Annotated in this window: 25 protein-coding genes and 3 pseudogenes; 18 read left to right on the top strand and 10 right to left on the bottom strand. The window is 37.6% G+C overall.

Annotated elements, in window-relative coordinates:
• Nucleotides 1-161, bottom strand: a 161-nt coding sequence (locus AMD01_RS04435) for a helix-turn-helix domain-containing protein (protein WP_157052614.1), incomplete at its 3' end; no start/stop codon positions are given.
• Nucleotides 162-474: 313 nt separating this feature from the next.
• Here AMD01_RS04435 and AMD01_RS04430 point away from each other — a divergent pair.
• Nucleotides 475-711, top strand: coding sequence for a MerR family transcriptional regulator (locus AMD01_RS04430; protein WP_053400205.1), 237 nt, complete (start codon nt 475-477; stop codon nt 709-711).
• 700 nt (nt 712-1,411) lie between these two features.
• Nucleotides 1,412-1,651, top strand: coding sequence for a helix-turn-helix transcriptional regulator (locus tag AMD01_RS04425; RefSeq protein WP_053400204.1), 240 nt, complete (start codon nt 1,412-1,414; stop codon nt 1,649-1,651).
• A gap of 966 nt (nt 1,652-2,617) precedes the next feature.
• Here AMD01_RS04425 and AMD01_RS04420 read toward each other — a convergent pair.
• The gene (locus AMD01_RS04420) at nt 2,618-2,899 is read right to left on the bottom strand and encodes a hypothetical protein (RefSeq protein ID WP_053400203.1); all 282 of its coding nucleotides are present in this window, start codon (nt 2,897-2,899) and stop codon (nt 2,618-2,620) included.
• Between the two features lie 383 nt (nt 2,900-3,282).
• Between AMD01_RS04420 and AMD01_RS04415 the strand changes: the two genes are divergently transcribed.
• Nucleotides 3,283-3,492, top strand: coding sequence for an aspartyl-phosphate phosphatase Spo0E family protein (locus AMD01_RS04415; RefSeq protein ID WP_053400202.1), 210 nt, complete (start codon nt 3,283-3,285; stop codon nt 3,490-3,492).
• Between the two features lie 208 nt (nt 3,493-3,700).
• A complete protein-coding gene (locus tag AMD01_RS04410) occupies nt 3,701-4,201 on the top strand; it encodes a hypothetical protein (RefSeq protein WP_342666966.1) in 501 nt (166 codons plus the stop codon).
• Nucleotides 4,202-4,212: 11 nt separating this feature from the next.
• Here AMD01_RS04410 and AMD01_RS04405 read toward each other — a convergent pair whose 3' ends face one another.
• Complete coding sequence (locus AMD01_RS04405) at nt 4,213-4,908, bottom strand: hypothetical protein (protein WP_053400200.1); 696 nt, start codon at nt 4,906-4,908, stop codon at nt 4,213-4,215.
• 883 nt (nt 4,909-5,791) lie between these two features.
• Here AMD01_RS04405 and AMD01_RS23360 point away from each other — a divergent pair.
• Together AMD01_RS23360 and AMD01_RS04395 are read left to right on the top strand one after the other, a co-directional pair.
• The gene (locus AMD01_RS23360; RefSeq protein WP_169775932.1) at nt 5,792-5,962 is read left to right on the top strand and encodes an EndoU domain-containing protein; all 171 of its coding nucleotides are present in this window, start codon (nt 5,792-5,794) and stop codon (nt 5,960-5,962) included.
• Between the two features lie 2 nt (nt 5,963-5,964).
• On the top strand, nt 5,965-6,312 hold the full coding sequence (locus AMD01_RS04395) for a hypothetical protein (RefSeq protein ID WP_053400198.1): 348 nt from the start codon (nt 5,965-5,967) through the stop codon (nt 6,310-6,312).
• Between the two features lie 378 nt (nt 6,313-6,690).
• Here the strand turns inward: AMD01_RS04395 and pdxT are convergent, their stop codons facing one another.
• A complete protein-coding gene (gene pdxT / locus AMD01_RS04390; RefSeq protein ID WP_053400197.1) occupies nt 6,691-7,284 on the bottom strand; it encodes a pyridoxal 5'-phosphate synthase glutaminase subunit PdxT in 594 nt (197 codons plus the stop codon).
• Between the two features lies 1 nt (nt 7,285).
• The gene (gene pdxS / locus AMD01_RS04385; RefSeq protein ID WP_053400196.1) at nt 7,286-8,173 is read right to left on the bottom strand and encodes a pyridoxal 5'-phosphate synthase lyase subunit PdxS; all 888 of its coding nucleotides are present in this window, start codon (nt 8,171-8,173) and stop codon (nt 7,286-7,288) included.
• 129 nt (nt 8,174-8,302) lie between these two features.
• Between pdxS and pdxR the strand changes: the two genes are divergently transcribed.
• The 4 genes from pdxR to AMD01_RS04365 all read left to right on the top strand — a co-directional run bounded on the left by pdxR (nt 8,303) and on the right by AMD01_RS04365 (nt 11,768).
• Nucleotides 8,303-9,712, top strand: coding sequence for a MocR-like pyridoxine biosynthesis transcription factor PdxR (gene pdxR / locus AMD01_RS04380; RefSeq protein WP_053400195.1), 1,410 nt, complete (start codon nt 8,303-8,305; stop codon nt 9,710-9,712).
• A 91-nt stretch (nt 9,713-9,803) separates the two neighbouring features.
• On the top strand, nt 9,804-10,400 hold the full coding sequence (locus AMD01_RS04375; protein ID WP_053400194.1) for a hypothetical protein: 597 nt from the start codon (nt 9,804-9,806) through the stop codon (nt 10,398-10,400).
• Between the two features lie 122 nt (nt 10,401-10,522).
• Nucleotides 10,523-11,143: a sugar O-acetyltransferase gene (locus tag AMD01_RS04370; RefSeq protein ID WP_053400193.1), complete on the top strand. Its 621-nt coding sequence runs from the start codon at nt 10,523-10,525 to the stop codon at nt 11,141-11,143.
• A gap of 121 nt (nt 11,144-11,264) precedes the next feature.
• Nucleotides 11,265-11,768, top strand: coding sequence for a DinB family protein (locus AMD01_RS04365; protein ID WP_053400192.1), 504 nt, complete (start codon nt 11,265-11,267; stop codon nt 11,766-11,768).
• Between the two features lie 43 nt (nt 11,769-11,811).
• On the opposite strand, the gene AMD01_RS04360 is transcribed toward AMD01_RS04365, so the two are convergent.
• Together AMD01_RS04360 and AMD01_RS04355 are read right to left on the bottom strand one after the other, a co-directional pair.
• Complete coding sequence (locus AMD01_RS04360; protein WP_053400191.1) at nt 11,812-12,384, bottom strand: DUF2812 domain-containing protein; 573 nt, start codon at nt 12,382-12,384, stop codon at nt 11,812-11,814.
• An 8-nt stretch (nt 12,385-12,392) separates the two neighbouring features.
• Nucleotides 12,393-12,704 carry a PadR family transcriptional regulator gene (locus AMD01_RS04355; RefSeq protein WP_053400190.1) on the bottom strand — a complete coding sequence of 104 codons (312 nt, stop codon included), beginning with the start codon at nt 12,702-12,704 and terminating at the stop codon, nt 12,393-12,395.
• Nucleotides 12,705-12,876: 172 nt separating this feature from the next.
• On the opposite strand from AMD01_RS04355, the gene AMD01_RS04350 reads away from it, so the two are divergent.
• From AMD01_RS04350 to AMD01_RS04335, 4 genes and pseudogenes are all read left to right on the top strand, one after another.
• Nucleotides 12,877-13,800, top strand: a complete 924-nt coding sequence (locus AMD01_RS04350) for an ABC transporter ATP-binding protein (protein WP_053400189.1) — start codon at nt 12,877-12,879, stop codon at nt 13,798-13,800.
• Between the two features lie 34 nt (nt 13,801-13,834).
• A complete protein-coding gene (locus AMD01_RS04345) occupies nt 13,835-14,539 on the top strand; it encodes an ABC transporter permease (protein ID WP_053400188.1) in 705 nt (234 codons plus the stop codon).
• A 234-nt stretch (nt 14,540-14,773) separates the two neighbouring features.
• Nucleotides 14,774-15,481 carry a response regulator transcription factor gene (locus tag AMD01_RS04340; RefSeq protein WP_053400187.1) on the top strand — a complete coding sequence of 236 codons (708 nt, stop codon included), beginning with the start codon at nt 14,774-14,776 and terminating at the stop codon, nt 15,479-15,481.
• Nucleotides 15,481-16,417 (top strand): annotated as a pseudogene (locus tag AMD01_RS04335) (sensor histidine kinase). Before AMD01_RS04340 ends, AMD01_RS04335 begins: the two are co-directional and overlap by 1 nt.
• A 67-nt stretch (nt 16,418-16,484) precedes the next feature.
• Here AMD01_RS04335 and AMD01_RS04330 read toward each other — a convergent pair.
• Nucleotides 16,485-16,769: a hypothetical protein gene (locus AMD01_RS04330; RefSeq protein ID WP_053400186.1), complete on the bottom strand. Its 285-nt coding sequence runs from the start codon at nt 16,767-16,769 to the stop codon at nt 16,485-16,487.
• A 100-nt stretch (nt 16,770-16,869) separates the two neighbouring features.
• The gene (locus tag AMD01_RS04325; RefSeq protein WP_053400185.1) at nt 16,870-17,187 is read right to left on the bottom strand and encodes a hypothetical protein; all 318 of its coding nucleotides are present in this window, start codon (nt 17,185-17,187) and stop codon (nt 16,870-16,872) included.
• Nucleotides 17,188-17,256: 69 nt separating this feature from the next.
• Between AMD01_RS04325 and AMD01_RS04320 the strand changes: the two genes are divergently transcribed.
• Complete coding sequence (locus tag AMD01_RS04320; protein WP_053400184.1) at nt 17,257-18,588, top strand: RNA-guided endonuclease InsQ/TnpB family protein; 1,332 nt, start codon at nt 17,257-17,259, stop codon at nt 18,586-18,588.
• Between the two features lie 164 nt (nt 18,589-18,752).
• On the opposite strand, the pseudogene AMD01_RS04315 reads toward AMD01_RS04320, so the two are convergent.
• A pseudogene (locus AMD01_RS04315) lies at nt 18,753-19,395 on the bottom strand (metallophosphoesterase family protein); the annotation flags it as partial.
• A 362-nt stretch (nt 19,396-19,757) separates the two neighbouring features.
• Between AMD01_RS04315 and AMD01_RS04310 the strand changes: the two are divergent.
• The 3 genes and pseudogenes from AMD01_RS04310 (at nt 19,758) to AMD01_RS04300 (ending at nt 22,379) form a co-directional block, all read left to right on the top strand.
• Entirely contained in the window at nt 19,758-20,333 is a 576-nt protein-coding gene (locus tag AMD01_RS04310) for a TetR/AcrR family transcriptional regulator (protein WP_053400183.1), read from the top strand.
• A 222-nt stretch (nt 20,334-20,555) separates the two neighbouring features.
• A complete protein-coding gene (locus AMD01_RS04305; RefSeq protein ID WP_053400182.1) occupies nt 20,556-21,677 on the top strand; it encodes an ABC transporter permease in 1,122 nt (373 codons plus the stop codon).
• Nucleotides 21,678-22,379, top strand: a pseudogene (locus tag AMD01_RS04300) (ABC transporter ATP-binding protein).
• Nucleotides 22,380-22,420: the final 41 nt, after the last annotated feature.

Genomic DNA, 22,420 nt, shown 5'->3' with positions numbered 1-22,420 from the left:
TGGACCATTTCATTGATGATTGCCCAATATTGATCTACTTGACGCTCTTGTTGAGCTAAGAAAAAATTAAACACAAAACGAGCTGATCCAAATGTCTGACGAATGAGCTGTTGTTGAGTTGGATTGGGGTAGAGACGAAATTTAAATGCCTTTAGAATCACGTGGTTTTCCTCCTTTCTGTTTAGGTCTTTTCACTTAAGAACTGGTGTTCTATTTCTCTTATTGTACCAAACAAGGAAGAAAATGCAACACGCCATTGTGGTGAAAAAGACCGATTCATCCCCCACCTACTCACTGGGCTACGCCCGTATCGTTCCTTGAGGTGGGGGTTTTCTCGGTCGAAATGATAAAAAAAGGTGCTTATATTTAAGCACCGATAAACAAAGAAAAAATAACAAAAGGAGATAAAATCCCTAATACAGATAGTATATTCTAATCGCTTTAAAATAAAAACAGTAGTAGGTGATGTAATTAGTGGAACTGAATGATGAATTACGTGAATTTATGCTGGAAGAAATACTCATGAAACAAGAAGTAATGGACTTGTTAGGTATTGCTAAGCAAACGATGTCTCTGCACTTAAAGAATGAAAAGATAAAACCCTTTAAGCAAGTGGGATCAATTCAAATATTTCTAAAGAGTGATGTATTAGAATTTCAAAAAGCTTTAGAAGTAACACGCAAGCAGTACCGACCTTACGACTTTAAGTAACTATAATGAAAGGCACTGTTAATCGTAGTGCTTTTTATTATGTGTATTTGTTGAAGCAAACTATACACAAACCCATAACACTAAGAACTACTTGTTAATAAACACCTAAATAACTTTAAAAATATTGGTAAAAAAGTAAAAATAATACTAATTATAAGTGCAAATGTACATCTATATGGCATTATACATATAAGGAGGTGAGAGACGAAAGATTGGCTAAAGGACATAGCAACCATAATCGTAATGCTAGCAGGACTAAGCACACTGATTAAAAACACACTAGACATTAAAGACAGAAAGAAAAAGAAAAAGCGCAAACCGAAGCGTAAATAAGAACACATAACAAAAGAATGGGGATGATAAACCTCACTCCCTTTCGAAAATAAAAAAACAAATTAGCCAATCTTTCATTATGCGATGAAGAAATTATTGAATGCGGTTGATGTATCAGTAGTAGTGTTAATGTTGTACGTAATGATATTCATACTAGACTTTCACAAACAAGAAGTTCTTTCTTACACTTTTGTTGTCATATTCGTTTTGGTCATTGTCAGTATTATAGTAAAGTACGTTATAGATAAGAAGGCATAAAAAAGCGCCTCTCGTCAAACAGAGGCGTAAATAAGAACACATATCGAAGACGAATCTTCTACTCATAGTATAGACAATTCATAAGGAATTAACAAGGGAGCGTATAGGGATGACATTAACAGATGAATTAAAGGTATTGATTGTAGATGAAGTGTTAACCAAGCAAGAGGTAGTAGATATGCTAGGTCTAACCAGACAGGGTATGTACAATCATTTAAAAAAAGGCAGCATCCAACCATTCAAGAAGACAGGTAATACAGAACTTTATTTCAAAGAAGATGTATTAAAGTTCCAAGAGTATTTAAAAGAAAAGAGACAGACATACTTTCCAAACAAATATGAAGAGTGATAAGGCGTCTTAAGGCAGGGCGCTTTTTCTTGTGCTCTTATTCATCCTGTTAATGTTAACCATATGCGATAAGTTATTGAGGTGATAAAGAAAGGGGTGATAACATGTGCAAGAAGAATAAACATGATGCCTATGTAAAGAAGTTTTATGACAAGTAGGGAGATAAGAAGGAAGTAGTTGGGACTTACATAGATTCTAAAACGGATATTGAGATACTCTGTTTAGAATGTAATAAGTCCTACAGAAAGAACTCATATGAAGCAGTAAGGTATGAATGTAAGATTTGTTATGAAAATAACAGGGTAAACAATTTTGCAAATGCTAAGACACAACCTATACAAAGTACATAGAGCTTTATGATCAAACTTGAAAAGATCTTTGGTGATAAATACAAACTAACCGGAGAGTACAAGGGCATTGGAGTATCAACAGTATTTGAATGTACCACTTGTTTGAGAGAAACAAAAAAGAGTTCTTCTCTAATATAAAAGACAAGTGGAGTAATGAGTTTCAGGTTGTTAGTGATGGGGTTGCACAAGAAGATAGAGGTTAAGCATGTACATTGCAATATGATTAGCTCTAAAACACCTTATGAATTAGTGAAGGGGTACGGCTACCTATAGTAGGTGTGGTGATTCATCTGGTGTACGAACAATAGCTAATGTCCTCAACGATCTTCACTACTCATTCCAAACAGAAGTAATCTTAGATGGATGCATAAACATTAGACCTTGACGTTTTGACTTTGCTATATACGATGAAGGCAAGCTTGTGTTTCTCATCGAGTTTGATGGTGAGCAACACTATAGATCCACTTGTTTGTTTGGGGGCTCTTTTTTTAGTAGGGAATAGCAACGTTCTGGGTATTGAACTCTCGCCAGCCATAGATAGAAAGAGGATAGGTTGATATTAAGTGAGTACAAGCAGATGAATAAGGAGTGTAAGGGTTAGGATTTTTTTGTGTATCTACATGGATGTTACAAGCGCAGCTAGGATTAAAAGCCCCAGTGTAAGTATACCTATAATAAATGTAATTATAGCCACTAAAGAGGAAGAATCAAGGGCTCTATAGATTAAAAGTGCGTACATACCCAAGATAACACCAAATAGTCCTGCGGTAAGCCAATAGATATCAGCCATGATGGGGTCCAGGCTTATGAGATCGTCTTTTATCCAATATATATGAAAAAAACTGTATTGATAAGCTAATGAGAGTATTGAAAGTATCATTAGTCGCTTTTTATTCATTGTTTCGTCTCCTGTTTAATTATGACTTTACTATGTTTATTTTCTTATTTGTTTAGCATTTTTCCTTCGCAAGTAACAGCATAAATCTTTTTTTACAATGTATCAACATTTTATGTGGTTTATGAAGGAGTATACAAAGAGTAGTTGGCATTAGCTTTCGTACTTCTTAGAAGTTCCACTACTCACAATCTGGGGTCACCTACAAGGAGCCCAGTAACTAGGGAGTAAGAATTATTAATAAAATTCTATTATTAAGTGCGCTCCCGTTTGTAGTAGAATATATGCTCAATGCTGAAAATACCAATAGAGTACCAGTGAACAAAATGAAAAATATGACTTTGAGTATTGAAATTTTTGTTAAATCGAACTAAGATAAAAAATAGATGAAATTGGAAAATTATCAGGTGGTTAGAGGGTTGGAGGATTCCTATTGTATGTCGAGAAGAGAATTAGTAGAGAAGATAGAAGAAACTAGGGAGCACATGATTCGTTTAGGCTTAGAAGAGGGTTTAGTGAGTAACAATACAATCGTGGTTAGTCAGATACTAGACCAATTATTGAATAAACTAGATAAAATTAGCTTAGAACATTAGGTTAATCTTAGAGAAACTATACATAATAAAAAATGATAATGAATTGAGAAAATAGCTGAATTCGAACCTTTAAAAGTACGCGAAAAGGTTCGAATTTTTTTGTTTGCTTTTATTTTCTCCTCAATAAGTTCACAAGGTATCATGAAGTGTTCAAAATGATAACATTTAAATGAATATAAAATGGCTATTTACTAAAAATATAAGTAAATTGAAGCAAGTTGAGGTGAATACTAAAATGCTATCAAAGAAACGTTTATGGTTTAATATATCTATGGTAACCATTTCCTGGTTATCCTTGCTTTTTATTGGAAAGACAAGTCTGAAGCGCTATTCTTTTGCAGGTCTTTTTATTATTGGTTTTGAGATTTTAAATTATTTATACGCTTATAAAAAGAAATGGTGGACATTTTATGAAAAACCGAGAGATTTTTTAAGGAATGAACTTCCTTTTAGTTTAGGACCTTATATGCCCCTGTCTCTATGGTTACTAAAGTTGTCAAAAGGTAATTTTATAAAATTTATTTCTCTAAACGCTATAGGGGATGGGTTCTTTGCTTTCATTTTTATGGCGTTTTTGAAAAAGATGAAAATCGTTCGTCTGAATCGAATAAATCCTTTGCAATTTTTTATTTATTTGCACTATAAAGCGTATTTACTTTATGGTGTTCAGCATTTAGTTGATAAGCGCAAAGGAAATAAAGGGCTATAAAAAGCCCTTTATTATTCGTAATAATAAGCATTTGTCCAATGGTAATCTTTACCCTTGGTTTTACACCATTTAACAAAGTCCTTTTTTTGTTCTTTTTTAAATATCATCCAATCATTCAACAGTTCTCTATAATAGTTAATTTCATCATCATTATTTTTCCTGGTTTGTTGACATTCTACCTTATCATTTAACTGCTGTAACTTAGTAATAAGAATAGAATCTTCTTCAATATTGCCCAGATATAAATCTTCAGAAATATGGTGAAACGAATACCAAAGCGAGTAAAAATTAATATCAATGAGTTTTAACAATGATAATTGTTCGCTTTTGCCACCAAGTTCAAGTGCATTGTTTAAGTATTCAATATGTTTTTCGGTTTGTAAAAACAAGCCATACCATCTATATGGTCTTGGTTCTTTTGGATTTTCCCTAATCCATCCCTCAAGTATAGGCTTTAACAAATTTTCTTCTAAAGGATGAACAAGTATGTGGTGAATATTGTCTGATACTTCAAATAAAGTAAATAGCCAACAAGCGAAATTCTGTTGTTTATCATTATCCCATTCCTTTGCTTCACCTATAAATGAGGATAATGCTTTAAAGGATTCCTTCCGTAGGCCTTTTTCTTTGAGGCCACAAAACTTTTTGAATAACGGATATTCATCTAATCTGTCGTTTTTCAATACATTAGTTAAAATATCTTCCATCTTGCACTTCCCATCTTGCTTCAAATTAGTTGAACGTAACGAAAAATCTATATGTTAAATTTGGACAGACACCAACTATCCTATGTATCTGTCATTTCAAATACATAGGATGTTAATAGAAATTCTTTAATATGCTATTTGGTACTTTCGTTACTGCGACTGTCGACAAACAAAAACCAAGCAAGATTTATTTGTGAATAAAAATCTCGCAAAGGAGGTTTGTTTGACTTCCAGAACTAGCTCCAAAATTTACGATAGTCTCAATTATATCTTAAACTATGCAAGCTCTCTAAAATGAAGCATTAGAGGACCGTTCCCAATATTTTTTAATATCTTATAAAAACTACTATTCATATTAAGAATAAAATTAATTATAAAGTGTCCAAAGCATACTTTTGGAGTTAGTATAGTTTCATGGACACCATTTAATTAAGTTCTTATAATAACTTTTGAGAGGATGTGTCCGAAATGGAACGTAAACGTGCAGACAAAACATACAATGAAATGATGAGTACGTGGGGTTAGCTCCCCAATGAGCACTTGCTTTTGCGGAGCAAGGAAGAAGTATCAATACACTAAGTAAGCAATACCGAGAAGATGTTTCGGCCGAACTCTATCACTCCACGCTGATGTTAATGTCTAGAAGCAACGGATCTCAAAGACCTATTACAGGCCATACGGTAGAGCATGTTTTTCACGGACAGGTAAATCTTCATGGAAGAGCGGTAGGGTATCATCATGAAAGTATGATGGGTGGAGGAGAAATTTTGGAGATGATAGACCCTCTTGATAGTAAAGGAATTTATCGCGCGAAAATTTCTGTAAATTCGGTCCCGAAATTTTTGGATTCAACTTTTCCCCAAAAGATTGGGATCGGGTTCAGGTGCTTAATGCGATCAATGAAGCGTATGAAAATAAGCAAATGTTTAGGACTAGTAATGGGGATATTTTCTATCAAGGTACTACTTCCGAGGGGATAAAAATTAAGATGTATTTAGATGGAAATGAAAAAATAACTACAGCATTTCCGATAAGAAGAAGTGGAGAAAGATAATAATGAAATATAAGGTTGAAATTTACGAGGATGAAGATTTAGATGGTTTGATGATTGATGTGCCAAAAAAAATCGGTTTTGTCGTCGATCTGGTATTATCAGATATTCAAGAAGATGGATCGGGAATAAGACTTGATTTACTCAATAAAGTTCTTTCAAAAGAATCTTTGTATGAGGAAATTACGGGAAATACCTGTACGATGGAAATAAACTACGACATCACCAAAATTATATTTGAGTTTGCAAATGAAGGACAACTAGATCATAGCTTTATAGAAACAGAGGAACTGAAAAAGATCTTCATGCTCTGGAACGAAGCAATTGAGAAAAAGTATGGGAATAGTAGATGATGTAGTTTAGAACAGATACGCTATGTCCTTTATAAGAAGGATATACTTAAAGAATAATAATCCAAAGAATTTCTATAGTATAAGACGGAAGGGTGTTCGTATGGAGGTATACGAACACTGTTTTTTAGGCGTGCTTTAAAAGCTTAGCACATGCTTGCTTTTCCCCAACAAGGAAGAAGTATCCATACACTAAGTAATCATCATGAAAGAATGAAGAAATTAAATGATCCATTGCCTAAGGAGTGCGTACTGTTTGTAGATGGTACAGTCGTAGATCTTTCAAAAACGATTGCTACCAAAAGGGTTCGCATCATTGGAATACGATGATGCGAACCCTTTTGGCATTATTTTTGGCTGGTTATGTCCCAGCCTCTTTTTTTAACCCGCAAATTCAGTTAAGCTTTGTTCTTTCACCATGTCTACAAACAGCTTCAAAAAGCGCGTGTCGTTTGTAAGTTCAGGATGAAATGCAGAGGCAAGAACGTTTTCTTGCTTTGCTGCAACGATTTTTCCGTCGTATGTCGCTAAAACATCCACATTTTCACCAGCACGTTCAATGTAAGGTGCTCGTATAAAAACGGCTTTAAATGGTTGATTGAGTCCATCGATGTCAAGGCCCGCTTCAAAGCTTGCGATTTGGCGACCAAAAGCATTACGTTTGACCGTTACATCCATTATTTGAAGGTGAGCATTTTCTGAATCAACCAATTCATTTGCTACAAGCACCATACCAGCGCACGTACCGAAGATTGGTTTTTTCGCTTCATGAAATGCTTTTAGGGCATCAAAAAATTCATAGCGATCAATGAGCTTTCTCATCGTTGTGCTTTCGCCACCCGGAAGGATTAAGCCATCAATATCTTGAAGCTGTGCCGCTTTTTTGACGACAACCGCATTTAATCCTAGGGCTTCTACTTGTCTTACGTGCTCTGCAACGGCTCCTTGAAGACCTAAAATCCCGATTGTTTGCATTTTACCAGCCACGCTCCTGCATTCTTTCTTCAAGAGAAAGTTTTGAAATGTCTAATCCTTTCATTGCTGCACCAAGCTCTTTGGAAAGCTTTGCGATTAGCTCGTAATCTGTATAGTAAGTCGTTGCTTGAACGATTGCGCTTGCAAATTTCTCAGGGTTTTCCGATTTGAAGATCCCTGAACCAACGAATACTCCGTCAGCACCAAGTTCCATCATAAGCGCTGCATCAGCAGGAGTTGCGATACCGCCCGCCGCAAAGTTCACGACTGGGAGCTTTCCTAATTCTTTAATTTGCTTTAAGATCTCAAACGGAGCGCCTAAGATTTTTGCTTCCGTCATCAGCTCATCGTCATTCATAACAGATACTCTGCGAACCTGTGCGTTTACTTTACGCATATGACGAACAGCTTCCACGATATTTCCTGTTCCTGGTTCACCTTTTGTGCGAAGCATCGCTGCACCTTCACCAATACGACGAGCAGCTTCACCAAGGTCACGACATCCGCATACAAACGGAACGGTGAAATCACTTTTTAATAAGTGGTACTCTTCGTCAGCTGGTGTTAATACTTCACTTTCATCAATATAGTCAACGCCCATCGATTCAAGGACACGCGCTTCCACGATGTGACCGATACGACCTTTTGCCATAACAGGGATTGATACAGCATTCATAACTTCCTCAACGATGCGAGGATCAGCCATTCTTGCTACACCGCCAGCAGCGCGGATATCTGAAGGAACTCGCTCTAGTGCCATAACGGCAACTGCACCTGTTGCTTCTGCAATTCTTGCTTGTTCTGCGTTTACAACGTCCATAATGACGCCGCCTTTTTGCATATGAGCCATTCCACGTTTTACAGTTTCAGTTCCTACTAATCTTTCCACGTTCAACACTCCGTTTCGTTATCTGTTGTATTTTCCGAATCTATTGATTAGTATAAAAAGTAATTGGTTGTATTAAAAGTGTCAGTTTTTCAAAAAATGATGGTGTCAGTTTTAGGAAGGGTGTCAAAAATGGAAATGTTATCATGTCATTTGGATAAAGAAAGCACAATATCACTATATGAACAGCTATATTTACATATAAAAAAAGAAATTATTGAAGGACGTATCGAATACGGAAGCAAACTACCGTCTAAACGTAAACTCGCGGACTTTTTAAAAATTAGTCAAAACACCGTTGAAACGGCCTATGAGCAGCTAGAAGCAGAAGGGTACATTGAAGCTTATCCGCGTCGAGGGTATTTTGTACTCGCTCATGAGGATTTGGAATACATGGAAACGAGTCATGAACCTCACCAAGAACCCATATTAGCGAAAAAAGAGGTGATCTATAAATTTCATCCGAGTGCCATTGATACGGAAAATTTTCCATTTTCTACGTGGAGAAAGCATGCAAAAAATACGATTGATAAGGCCAATCACAGCCTCTTGTTGCTCGGTGATTCGCAAGGGGAGTTCGAGTTGCGAACAGAAATTGCCCATTATCTCTATCATGCACGAGGCGTACAGTGCCAGCCAGAGCAAATTGTAGTAGGCGCTGGAATTGAAATTCTCCTGCAGCAGCTTCTGCTCCTTTTAGATGAAAAGTCCGTCTATGGCGTTGAAGATCCGGGTTATCACTTAATTCTACGAATCTTGAATAATATGAAAAAGGAAGTGTATCCACTTGAGGTAGATGAAGAGGGAATTGACGTGGAGAGCATTCAAGAAAAGAAAATGGACGTTGTGTATGTGGCGCCGTCAAATCAATTTCCATACGGAACCATTTTATCGGTCAACCGCCGTACAAAGCTACTAAACTGGGCTTCTGCCAAGAAAAATCGCTATATTATTGAAGATGATTATGATAGTGAATTTCGCTACAGCGGCAAAGCCATTCCGTCCCTTCAAAGTATGGATGCGGGTGAAAAAGTGATTTATCTCGGCACATTTTCCAAGTCTCTCATGCCGTCTATTCGCATCAGCTATATGGTGTTACCAAGGCTCTTACTTGAGCAATACAAGGAGAAGCTCTCTTTTTATCATTCTTGCTCCGTTTCTCGAATGGATCAGCATATTTTGACGCAGTTTTTAAAGGAAGGGGATTTTGAACGTCACCTAAACCGGATGCGAAAGATTTATCGTCGTAAGCTTGAAAAGGTGGTTGACCTCTTAAAGCGTCATCAAGAATACATTTCGATTATCGGGGAACAATCGGGCCTTCATATTGTACTTGTCGTAAAAAATGGAATGAGTGAGGAGGAACTGGTTGAGCGGGCAGCAGAAGCAAAGCTAAAAATCTATCCGATGTCGGACTACTCCATTGAAAAAAAAGAGCTCACACCACCAAAAATCATTCTTGGATTCGCGGGAATTCTAGAAGAGCAGCTAGAAGAAGCTATACATCTACTTTTAGATTGCTGGGGTTTTGCTGAGGTTTAGACAATGCAAAAAATATGCAATTTTTGTTAACCAACAAAAGCCCGTGCGTTATAATAATGAGAGATGAACATCTATTTAAAGGAGCTTCCACGTGAAATTTTTATTTAAAACAAAAGATAAAGAAAAGAATTTTTGGGATTGGTTTCAAAAAAATGAACAAGCATATTTTACACTTAAAAATGAAGATCATCACACATTATTCAACAAGTTAGCGAAACAGCTTTCCAAGGTTGACGAGAATTTAACGTTCGAATTTAGCTATGATCTAATTGAGGGAAAACGAGATTTTATTATCAGCGCAGATGGTATGGTTTCATCATTTTCTAGCGTTATTCATTTGGTAGAATCTGCACCAGATTTACCACGCTTTAACCTTATATCTTTTCGACAAAAAGCAGATGGGGAGCAGGAAATTGAATATGGAGATGTTTCTTTAACGATCAACGATATCTTTTTTGATTATGAATACGATGCTACTCACAATGTGTTAGATGTTGACCTGTATATAAAAGATTATGAAGAGAACGATGAGTTTGTAGCCGCAGCATTTTTGATGCTTGATAGTCTTCTAGGGGAATACACGGTTGGCACCACACTAGGAGATATTAATTTCGGAACTTTGGTCAGCACGCATCATTTAAAAAGTGTCTCGGAGTTAGAAGAAGTAATAAAAAGCACGATTTTGTGATGAATAAAAACCAAGTCTAGTCTAAAGTAGACTCTTAGCAATAAGCACCCAATTCTCAACTATACGTTTAGAGTTGGGTGTTTAATCATAGCGAGCCTACTTGATGGGAGGAAAAAGAAATCATGACCGAGTCAAACCTTACTACTAAACAACGCATGCATAATCAAAAGCTTTATTACTGCAACGATGAAGGTATTTTAAATGAGCAAGCGCAGCAGTTAGAACTTCTGTATGACTTTAATCATACGAGACCAAGCGAGCAGAAAAAAAGGGACGAGCTGTTAAAGAAAATGTTTAAAGAGATCGGGGTAGATTGCTATATTGAGCCGCCTTTACATAGTAACTGGGGTGGAAAAAACGTACACTTTGGAAACGGAGTATATGCGAATTTCAACCTAACGCTCGTTGATGACACTGATATTTATGTGGGTGACAACGTTATGTTTGGACCAAACGTCATTGTGTCTGCTGGGACGCATCCGATTCATCCAGAGCTCCGTAGAAAGCAAGCGCAGTTTAACGTACCAATACATATTGGAAATAACGTCTGGATCGGCGCTCAGGCCGTCATTCTTCCAGGCGTACGCATTGGGGATAATTCAGTTATTGGCGCTGGCAGTATCGTCACAAAAGATATACCAGCGAATGTAGTGGCGGTGGGGAATCCGTGCAAAGTGGTACGCGAAATTAATGAACGGGACATGACGTATTATTACCGAGATATGGAGATTGATCTCGACTAGTTCATGATATAGGTGAGCTTCTTTTACTAACGCTTCTCTTTTTTGTTTGTTACTAAACCTAGTGAAGCATTAACGTTTTCTATGTCCTATAAAGAAAGAAAAATAATGGAGGTGTGATCAGATGTACATAACAATTGCAGATTTTAGTAGAGAATGGAATTGGGAGGCGACGCTCACTCAAAAGGTTTTAGATGGGTTAACGGACGATTCATTGAATCAAAAGGTTTATCCAGAAGGGCGTACGTTAGGAAGAATTGCTTGGCATTTTACAACGAATATTCTAGACTATTTAGCTCATTTTGATCTTAAAGTAGAGGGAATAGGGCACACAAAAGACGTTCCTACCTCAGCAAAAGAAATAGTCGAGGCATTTGAAAAGATAAGCTCGTCTGCAATAAAAGCCATTGAACAACAGTGGACAGATGAATCTTTACAGGAAGTTCAAATGGCATTTGGGCGGGAAGAAACAAATGCCCAAATTTTAATGGGGCTTATTAAGCACATTATTCATCATCGCGGTCAAGTTACAATCCTTATGCGACAAGCTGGAATTAAGCCCTTTGGCGTTTACGGGCCATCAAAAGAGGATTGGATTCCACTAGGCGTCGAAAATCCACCACTTTAATCGTTTGTAGAAGGAAAGGGAACCCCATATATTGGGGTTCCCTTTATAATGATTTATGATTCGCTTTCACAGTTACTAAAGCTCTTGTTTTCACATAATCTCTGACTAGCTTAATAATTGTTACGATCATTACCAAACTCGCCCCTAAGAAGGCCGTTCTTTGATAGATCGCATAAAGCACGACAGTAACAGCAATGCATATGCATAGTGCCAAGATAGACATCATATAGGATTGTTGCTTTCGTTTGTTTCGCTCTTCATACGACTGTTGATCTGAAAAAATTTCCTGATTCGGATTGCTTTGCTCCGTGTAAAAAATATGTTTGGAGTACCATTTGCTTTTAGATAGTAGCGTCCACTCTGCGTCTTCAAACAACTCCTTATATTCTTCGAACTGTTCCTTTTTTCCAAATGTACGATAGTCAATTTTGTAAATTCGCTGCTTTTCTTCCTCTGTATGTACAGGGTGGAAGACGTACTGACAAGCTTCAAGATCTTCAGAGTCGTAGCTTGCTAGCATCCAACCATCTTCTAGCATCTCCTGTAACCATTTCTCTTCTTCTTTAAAGTCTACAAATGTTTGATATACCTTTTTTACTGATTTCTTTTGCGTCATTGCTGCTCTCACTTTCCTATCTGTTTTTTCTCTGTTAGGCGCGCCATCTGCAAAAAACGTTCATATTCAGCGCGTAAAATTTCTTTTCCATACTCTGTAAGGCAATACGTTTTTTTCTTCCGTTTATCCGTTTCTTTTTCAACCATTTCAATTAACCGCTGCTTTTGGAGGTTATTTAACACACCATACAGTGTTCCAGGCGCAATGAGCATTGATCCTTCACTAAGGTCTTCAATACTTTTAATAATTCCATACCCGTGCAGAGGCTCATCATATAAAGCGAGCAGCACTAAATAAGTCGTTTCAGATAAAGGATTCATATAGGCACCTCATTTTATATTTCGACAGTCGATATATCGACACTCATTATATATAACTATAAATTTGATAAATTGTCAATTTTGACTAAGTTAAGAAAAAAGTAAGATTTAAGTAAGAGAAAAGAAAAGCTTGTTTTGTATAATACAATTATTAGTTGAAAGGGGAATGCACATGACGTACATTTTGAAAATTAGTGGTCTTACAAAGGCATTTCAAGGAAAAGAAGTCGTAATAGATGTAAATATGCATGTTAAAAAAGGCGAGATTTATGGGTTTCTAGGACCAAACGGAGCGGGGAAAACAACCGTTATGAAAATGATTACAAATTTAGTGAAGCCAACAAGTGGCGACATTGAATTATTTGGTGAAAAGCTTACGAGTACATCTTTTGATGTATTAAAGCGAATGGGAACAATTATTGAATATCCTATTTTTTACGACCGGCTAACAGCACGTGAGAACCTGGAGCTTCACTGCGAATACATGGGTTATTACGATAAGTCCGCTATTGATCAGGCGCTTGATCTTGTCAAGCTGACAAATATTGAGGGGAAAAAGGTAAAAGACTTTTCACTTGGAATGAAGCAGCGCCTAGGTATTGCGCGAGCCATCTCCACTAAACCAGAGCTTCTTGTACTAGACGAACCTATTAATGGTCTTGACCCAATTGGTATTAAAGAGCTTCGTGATTTATTTAAAATTCTTTGCAAAGAATATGGGATTACGCTCTTAATTTCTAGTCATATTTTAGCTGAAATGGAGCAGATGGCAGATACAATCGGCATCCTTCAGCATGGAAGATTAATTAAAGAAGTTTCCATGCAAAGTATTAGAGGGGAACAAACGGAATACATCGAACTGAGTGTCCAACATATGAAAAAAACAACGTATTTGCTAGAACACGAACTTCATATCCACAATTTTAAAGTGATGAATGAGTCATGTATTCGAATTTACGATACATCACGCACCCAGCAGGAAGTTTCAAAAGTGCTCATTTTAAACGATGTGGGTGTAAACAGTATAACGAAGAAGCAGCACTCATTGGAGGATTACTTCTTACATTCCATGAATGGAGAAGGCATACACGCTTAATAGCTGTTCTGTTAATAAAAAGGAGGAAAGTAATTTGTTAAAATTAATGAAGTTAGAATATCAAAAGCATCGTCTGTCTCGTTATTTTAAAACCATCATTATATGTATCTTATCTATTTTTATTGCGGTCGCGCTCATGGCATGGGGGTCACGGAATGAATCTGAGACTATGTTCCCAAATTTTGATGAATTTATGTTTTTAAGCAATATCCTTATTCGAATCGTCTTTATGATTTTTTCTGGTGTCTTATTATCTCGTTTAGTTATTGGTGAATATCAAAACAAAACAATGCAGCTTTTATTTACGTATCCACTAAAACGAAAAAAAATCATGCAGGCGAAATTGACCATTGTTTTTCTCTTTTGTTTTTTTAGCATTTTTTTGGCCACGCTTGTAGTCGGATTATTGGCTTTTATCGTGAGCCCATATATTTATTTAGTCGATGAAACTATTTACATAACAAACATTATGTCAACTATACCGAGTGCTATTTTAAGTGCACTGATGATGGCAGGCGTTTGTCTTATTCCACTGTTTTTTGGAATGAGAAAAAAATCAACTTCTTCAACTGTTACGTGGGCCGTCCTTGTTGGGTTTTTAATTAATGGGACCGTTTCAAATGGGGAGGCATCGGTTAATTTGTATCAGTTTATCGCGATCCCGATTAGCTTTTGCCTACTTGGACTTTTCGTTGCTTATATAACGTATCGAAACGTCGATAAAACAGATCTTGCATAACAAAAGAGATTACATGAAGAGAATGCTGAGAATGACTGTTATCGTGGTCATTCTCAGCAGTGTGAAAGGTCTATCTTTTATAATTAAATAACGCTTCAAGAAAAATGCTGTCTTATCAACTGGTGACAGTATTTTTTTTGCGTTAAAAACTTACCACTTATTAACAAAAAAGGTTTATGATAAAAAGTAGCTTCGAAAAATGATTTCTTAGCAAGTGGTTAGGAGTGAGAAACGATGAGTCAAAAAATATTGATTGTAGAAGATGATCATCATATTAGTGCAATGGTAAAAGGGGCGCTAGAGAGAGAGGGGTTTGAAGCAACAGCTGTATTTGACGGGGAGCAAGCGCTGACTCGGTTAAAAAGTCATACCTACAGCATGATTCTGCTCGATCTGATGCTTCCAAAACTAGATGGCATGGAGTGCTTAAAAATTATTCGTTCCACTAGCATGGTGCCAATTCTTATTATGTCAGCCAAGGATGAAGATCTTGATAAAGCGCTCGGATTAGGATTTGGGGCTGATGATTATATATCAAAACCGTTTTCTATGATTGAGCTACTTGCTAGAATAAAAGCGATACTAAGACGACAAGCTCACTACATGAATGCGGCCGTACCAACTCAGAACGAAGATCACGTTATACATATTGGAAACTTAATGGTTAATCTTCATTCTTTTTCGGTCCTGAAAAATGGAGAGAACGTGGCGCTAACGGCAAAAGAGTTTCATATTTTAAAATTACTGATCTCCAACCCTTCGAACGTCTACACCAAATCCCAAATCTATCAGGCGGTATGGAAAGATGATTACCACGGGGATGAAAACGTCATTAATGTACATATTCGTCGACTGCGAGAAAAAATTGAGGATGATCCATCTCATCCTGTATACATCAAAACGCTATGGGGGATTGGTTATAAATTGGGAGACGTTTCATGATGAGTTATGTATTAGGCGTGCTCTTACTCGTTTCTCTCTTTATAAATATTGTGCTTATTCGTAAAAAACAGACTCACAATCAGCAAATAAAATACGTGGAACAAAAGCTAAAAGCCATTATCGATCAAGAAACAGCGGAGCGACTGTTATTGTACACAGATGAGGTGAACACGCAATCACTGCTTATCCAAATTAACCGTCTTCTTAATCACAATCAGCACGTCATCGCGAATTATCATCGCATTGAACGGTCAATGCGAAAGATTCTATCCAACATTTCGCATGATTTAAAAACTCCCTTAACCGTCATTTTAGGATATATTGAAATGCTTGAGCACGATCAAACGCTGAGCATGGAAAAGCAAAAAAACGTGATGAAAACCATTCATTTAAAATCTCAGGAAGTACTAGATCTGATTAATCGTTTTTTTTGAGCTCGTGAAGTTAGAGTCAGGGGACAAACAGCTACAAGCAGAGAGAATAGATGTGGGGGAAATATGTCGGCAAAAGATTTTGGAGTACTACGACATACTCATCAACAAACAGTTCGAGGTTTTCATTAATATCCCTGACGAAGCGGTATTCATAGTAGGTGACACACACGCGATGGATCGAATCCTAAATAACTTACTTTCAAATGCTATCGCGTACGGCGCAGATGGAAAAATGATCGGCCTTAACGTCATAACAACGGAAAAAATCGTACATATCGAAGTCATTGATCATGGAAAGGGTATTAGCGAAATTCATCAAGACCGTGTTTTTGAGCGAATGTATACGCTAGAAGATTCGAGAAACGCCCGCTATCAAGGGAGTGGTCTCGGGCTTACGATTACAAAACGGCTGGTTGAACAAATGGGTGGAACCATTTTATTAAAAAGTGTTCCATACGAAAAAACAACATTTACAGTGGCGTTTAATCGCCTTATGTTTTAGTGGATGAAGGACTAAAAAATCTTGAAGCACATGAACATGCTTCAAGATTTTTAGTTTAAATCATCTGTTATTTAGCCATACGCTTTTTTCGATTTGCATGTTGAATCGCGTGAATAATTCCAACAACAATATAAATAAGCCCATTTGCAACAAGCACGAGCATAATAATCGCAGCTTCCTTACCCGCTTCACTTGCCGAAACAAGAGATGCAAGGGGTAGCACCATAATAGGGGATGCCACACATAAGATGATCCCTAAAATCCAAAATGGAATCCTTTTTCTCAGTACCACAGCAAATCCATTAAAAATAATGAATAGGCCGATCAATACTGACCAAAACATACCGTCCATCAAAATCCTCCTCTGTTACTCACTCATTTTTTAACTATATGATAAAATGAGCGCTAGCGCAAAGGATCGAGTGAAATATCGCAAATTCTACTGAAGAATGTTAATTTTTTTCGACTTTTGGCCAATAACGTTCGCTAAAAAACTGGATCACGTCTTCTTTATAGTGAAATTGTTGATTTACGTCTTGTAGAACCTGGTGGTCGTGCGTATACGTTTTCCCTGTTTGTAGCATTTCCGTATATAAGTTCAAGTACGGGAGCTGCTGAGTGGACGCATGAACCAATTCTGTCTCGATATCATAGAAAACCCTTTTAACAGATTTCCACCAGAAGTCCCCTTCCTCAAGGAACGATAAGGGCGAAGCCCAGTGAGTAGGTGGGGGATGAATGGTGGGTAGACGTAAGCCTAAAACGAACATATGTACTTGTTTTCTTTTTCTTTTTTTGGTAAGATAGGAAGATGGTCCCGATGGAAAGGAGTGAATGACGTGAAGGCTCAATTGGAAACACCACACCGAAAAGGAACAAAAAAAACATTACCCGAAGGATGGGTGACGTTTGGGTATCAATATGCGATTTCCCCTACAGACGAGCAGAAAGAACGCTTAAACCGAGCGTTTGGGTGTGAACGTAAAGTCTACAATGAATATGTTGCCCATCTCTACACCGAATTAGAAGCCTCGGGCTTTGCGGGTGGATTCATTCGCCATAAGGTTCCAAATTACACAGAATTTACGCGTCGTTTTGCCTTTTTAGATCGTTCCAATGACTCATTTGTGTACAACGATGCCAAAAGACGCTTTCAAGCTGCGGTTCAAAAATACAATGAAACCTTTGCGCGAAAACCAATCCAGTATAAAAAGAAGGCACGAAACCGAATGAACACGGAAGGATACATTCCTTCGATTCGTGATATAAAAGGATTGCCTCAGTTTCATCAGAAGAAGAACGCCAAACACAGCTATACCACGAACCAAACCAATCAAAATATCCGCGTTATTCACGAAAATGGAGCGGTCTTTTTACGTGTGCCCAAATTCCCCGAGGGAATTTCCCTTCAACTACACCGTCCCTTACCTGCGGAAGGACTCTTAAAAAAAGCCACCATCCGACGAGAAGGTGAGCGTTATTTGGTCTCCCTTTCCATCGATTTTCCTTCGGAAAAAGTGGAGAAAAAACACAACGTTTCTGCCAATAAAGTAATTGGATTGGACTATAGCCAAGCGGACTTGTATGTGGATAGCGAAGGCCGAAAAGCAAATTACGGTCGATATTACCGACTCATTGAGAAACGTCAACGTCGAATGAATAAGTCCCTCGCTCGTAAGAAAAACGCAGCTCCTCTCGATGAGAATGGAACGATTCAGTACAGTCGTACCTATCAAAAACAAATGAACGCGTATCGAGCATTACTGGCAAAGTCCAAAAATCAACGAAAGGATTTCCTTCACAAGCGTAGTTACCAGATAACCAATGAGTACGACGCAATTGTGGTAGAAGATCTTGATTTGACGAACCTTGCTCAAATGCGAAAACTAGGGAAAAATGTGCACGATAATGGCTTTGGAATGTTCCGCACAATGTTGCAGTACAAAGCAGAGAGAAACGGTAAACACTACATCGTAGCGGATCGCTATTTCCCTTCAAGTAAACAGTGCAGTCAATGTGGACACCTTCACGACAACCTTTCGCTCTCTGATCGTGTGTATGTGTGCCAAAATGACACGTGTTGCACAAAAATCGATCGAGATTATAATGCCGGATTAAACCTCAAACACTATGGAATTCGTGTTTTGAAGGAACAAGGTATGACGTTATAATTTGTCTCGATTTTTTCTAGCGGTCGGAACGCCGCGAAGGAAAGGCATTGGACACGACCGTTTAGGCGTGGATGAAGATGCAATAAAAGAAAAGGTCTTATGATCTTGGAAGCCCCCACTTCAAGCAACCTGTAAGGGTGCTAAGTGGCGGGTAGTTCACAATGAACGTTAGCAACGCCTGCATCATCGATTTCTAAAATTGCGTATTGAGCGCGACGGTCAGATTGGAACTTGTCCCATTTATAAAAGGGCTGGCCAACTGTTCCTGGATTGATAATGAGCTGATCGTTGCTGCTATAACGAAGTAATTGATGATGAGTATGTGCGTAAATCGCAATGTCATGAGATTGATCAAATAATTGGTCAAATTGTTGCTGGTCATTATCAGGAGATAAATCTCTCCCGTAATTCTTTTTGTGGAAGATGATGACTAATGCTGATAGAGAGCGCATTTCGATTCTCTACCTGATGCATGGGTAAACACTTTATCTTTTCTATGTATGCTTCGTTTAAGTTCTCGCATTGAAACTGCGTCAGTCTTGCGATATAAACATCCGTTTCATGATCTAAATCGATGTCCTTCTGTAGCACCTCTAAAAAACAATCTTCCCAGTTTCCCTTTACATACAGAGTCGTGTTGACGCTCTCAAGTAGTTGAAACAGCTCGTTCGTACCCGGACCAGGCATAAGTAAGTCTCCTAAAAACCAGTACTCTGTTACATTCTCTTTCTTGCAGTCGTTTAAAACAGCCTTTAAGGCACTTATGTTACCATGAACGTCTGCAAGCAATGCTATTTTATGTTTCATTCTCTCTTCTCCTTTTTTAACGTAAGAACCAGTGTGACACCCTCTATTTTACTATAAATTCCATATGTGGCGAAAAGGAGTTAGGGAATTATTTTAATCACCATTCCAAGTAGGGGGTTTTAAAGCAGTGAATCGTTCATGAGGATATTCATCTTTTTATTAGGTAGGATTATATTGTGAGTAATACGAAGGGCGGCTAAGATATTGATACCATGGGAGGAGTCTGATAAAATCATAGTCAATCAGAAGTAGCTTTACATACGCTTACGCTCAGTCCATCACGAATGATAGCGAACAGGCAAAATGGATAAAATACTACATAGCGAACGTAAGGAATGAACGGAAAGAAGGGTCGGTCAATAATGGGTAGAGAGCGAAAGTTTAATACAGGGGATTTATTTCATGAGACGAAAAAGCTGGTGATTCAAGCAGGGTATGAAGGATTTACCATTGGTCAACTTGCTACTCAGCTTGGTGTAACGCGAGCCGCTATTTATAAATATTATCAGAATAAAGATGAATTACTACTCGATTTTATGATTGAAGAAATGAGGAACACCATCGAAAGTCTTTCTTCTATACCAACGGAGCTACCTTTTTTGGAAAAAATAGACATTCTTTTAAAGAAGATCTTTGCATCTAAAGAGTTGCATTTAATTCTTGGCATGCAACACGTCATTCCTACCAAAGGTGCTCCACTTTTAGAGGCGAAAAAGGAAAAGCTTTCATCCATGCACGGAGAGTTATATAGGCCGCTCATCCACATTGTACATCAGGGAAAAAATGAGGGTCACATTGAAAAAGACATGCCTGATGAACTTCTGTTAGGATTTATATTTCAAAGCATTTCCATTCCCAATCATTCCGGTATGGAAGACGAACAAGTGCTGAATTACACGAAAAAGTTAATCTTAAATGGTATTCAACAAAATAAGTGACACTTGTGTAACTTATGTGTATAATTTTTTTGAAAACACATAAGTTACTTTTTATCCAAAAGTGACACTTGTGTAACTAAATATCATAAGGAGGCAGCACAAAGATATTTGTTTGCTTAAAGGTTACATTTGTGTAACTTTTAGTGTTAAAGAAGAAAATTCATGTTTATTTTTTGTAGTAAAGTTACAATTTTGTAACTTTTCTGAAGGGGGAGCTTAACTTTGTTTCTAGCATTAAAGGAGTTAAAGCATGCAAAATTTCGGTATGCGATGATGAGTGTCATTATTATCCTTATTGCGTGGCTAGTATTTATTTTGTCAGGGCTAGGAAATGGTCTTTCATCCTTAAGTGCCGCTGCTGTTAAAAATTTGAAGGCAGATTATGTTGTGTATGAGGAAACTGCTGGTGCTACATTCAGTAAGTCCATTCTGTCCGAGGAAAAAGTAAATGAGATTAACAGCACCAAGGGTGTAGAAGATGCAGCAGGATTTGGCTCATCTATGGCTTCTATTTCCAAAAGGGAATTAGATAATAGCAGTAAAAAGACGGATGTGGCACTATTAGGGATTCAAGCTGGGTCCTTTGTTGAACCAACCGTCATTGAAGGAAGGCAACTGTCGAACCAACATGAGCTCGGTTTGCTTGCAGATGAAAGCTTAAAGGATAAAGGCTATAAGCTTGGCGATCAGCTTCTTATTTCTAATTCGAAAATGGAAGCAACAATTGTGGGGTTTGTTAAAAATCAAACCTTTAATCACTTGCCTGCCTTATTTTCAACATTAGATACATGGCGGGAGTATCAATACGCTGCACCAGGAGCGGACAATGGAATAAAAGAGCCTGTTCAAGCAATTATTTTACAGGCGCCTAACTTAGATGGTGACAAGCTTGATAAAGACATACAAGGGATTAAAACAGTTACAAAATCAACAGCTGTCAAAGGAATGCCAGGGTACAAAGAAGAATCCGGAACAATTTTGATGATGCTTGCTTTTCTTATTGTTATTTCGGCGTTTATCATTGCTGTATTCTTTTATGTTATTACCATTCAGAAGACGCAGCAGTTTGGTGTCATGAAAGCAATAGGAGCATCTAATCGCTTCATTTCAAAGGCCATTGTGTCACAGGTATTTATTTTGTCCGCGTTCGGTATTGTCATCGGAATTGGATTAACATACTTAACGGCCCTTGTATTTCCAAAGGATATGCCCTTTAACTTAGATGTAAAATTACTCATTTTATATGGTATTTCCTTATTAATTATCAGCTTATTAAGTTCAATCGTCTCGGTACGACAAATAACAAAAATTGATCCGCTAACAGCTTTGGGGAGAGTGGAATAAATGAGTGGTATTGAATTACATCACGTAACAAAACAGTATGAACAAGGTTCTTCAACTGTCATAGCACTAAAGGAAGTATCTATGCGTGTAAATTCGGGTGAACTGGTTGCAATTGCAGGACCATCTGGATCAGGTAAAAGTACGATACTTTCCATTATTGGGGCATTAATTAAACCCACATCTGGAAGTGTACTCGTCAACAACCAGGACGTAGCTCGTTTAAATGAAAAAGAGTTAGCTGAATTTCGCTTGACTGAAATCGGATTTATTTTACAATCATCGAATTTAATTCCGTATTTATCAGTGCTAGATCAGTTAATTTTAGTCAAAAAAATGGCTGGTATGGTACAAGCAGAAGACCGTGTGTTTGCCAGAAAGCTACTTGCAGATCTTGGATTAGGAGATAAGTTTGCCAAAAAGCCTAACGAATTATCAGGAGGAGAGCGCTAGCGAGTAGCAATTGCTAGATCTTTATTCAATCAACCAAGCATTATCCTTGCCGATGAACCGACAGCAAGCCTAGATTCAAACCGTGCCCATGAAGTGGTAAATCTAATTGGCGACGAAGTGAAAAAAAGAAAAAAGGCGGCTATTATGGTGACACATGATGAGCGGATGCTAGCATATTGTGATCGTGTTTATCACATGGAGGATGGAAAACTAACCTTACAAACAAAAGTAAAACCTTCAACGATCGGTTAAATGACTAAAAACAGCGGAGATTATCTACCGCTGTTTTTCTA

The organism is Priestia koreensis, assembly GCF_001274935.1.
Taxonomy (GTDB): domain Bacteria; phylum Bacillota; class Bacilli; order Bacillales; family Bacillaceae_H; genus Bacillus_AG; species Bacillus_AG koreensis.
Note: the sequence above shows the minus strand (reverse complement) of the source record. Positions and strands in the feature narration are given on the sequence as shown.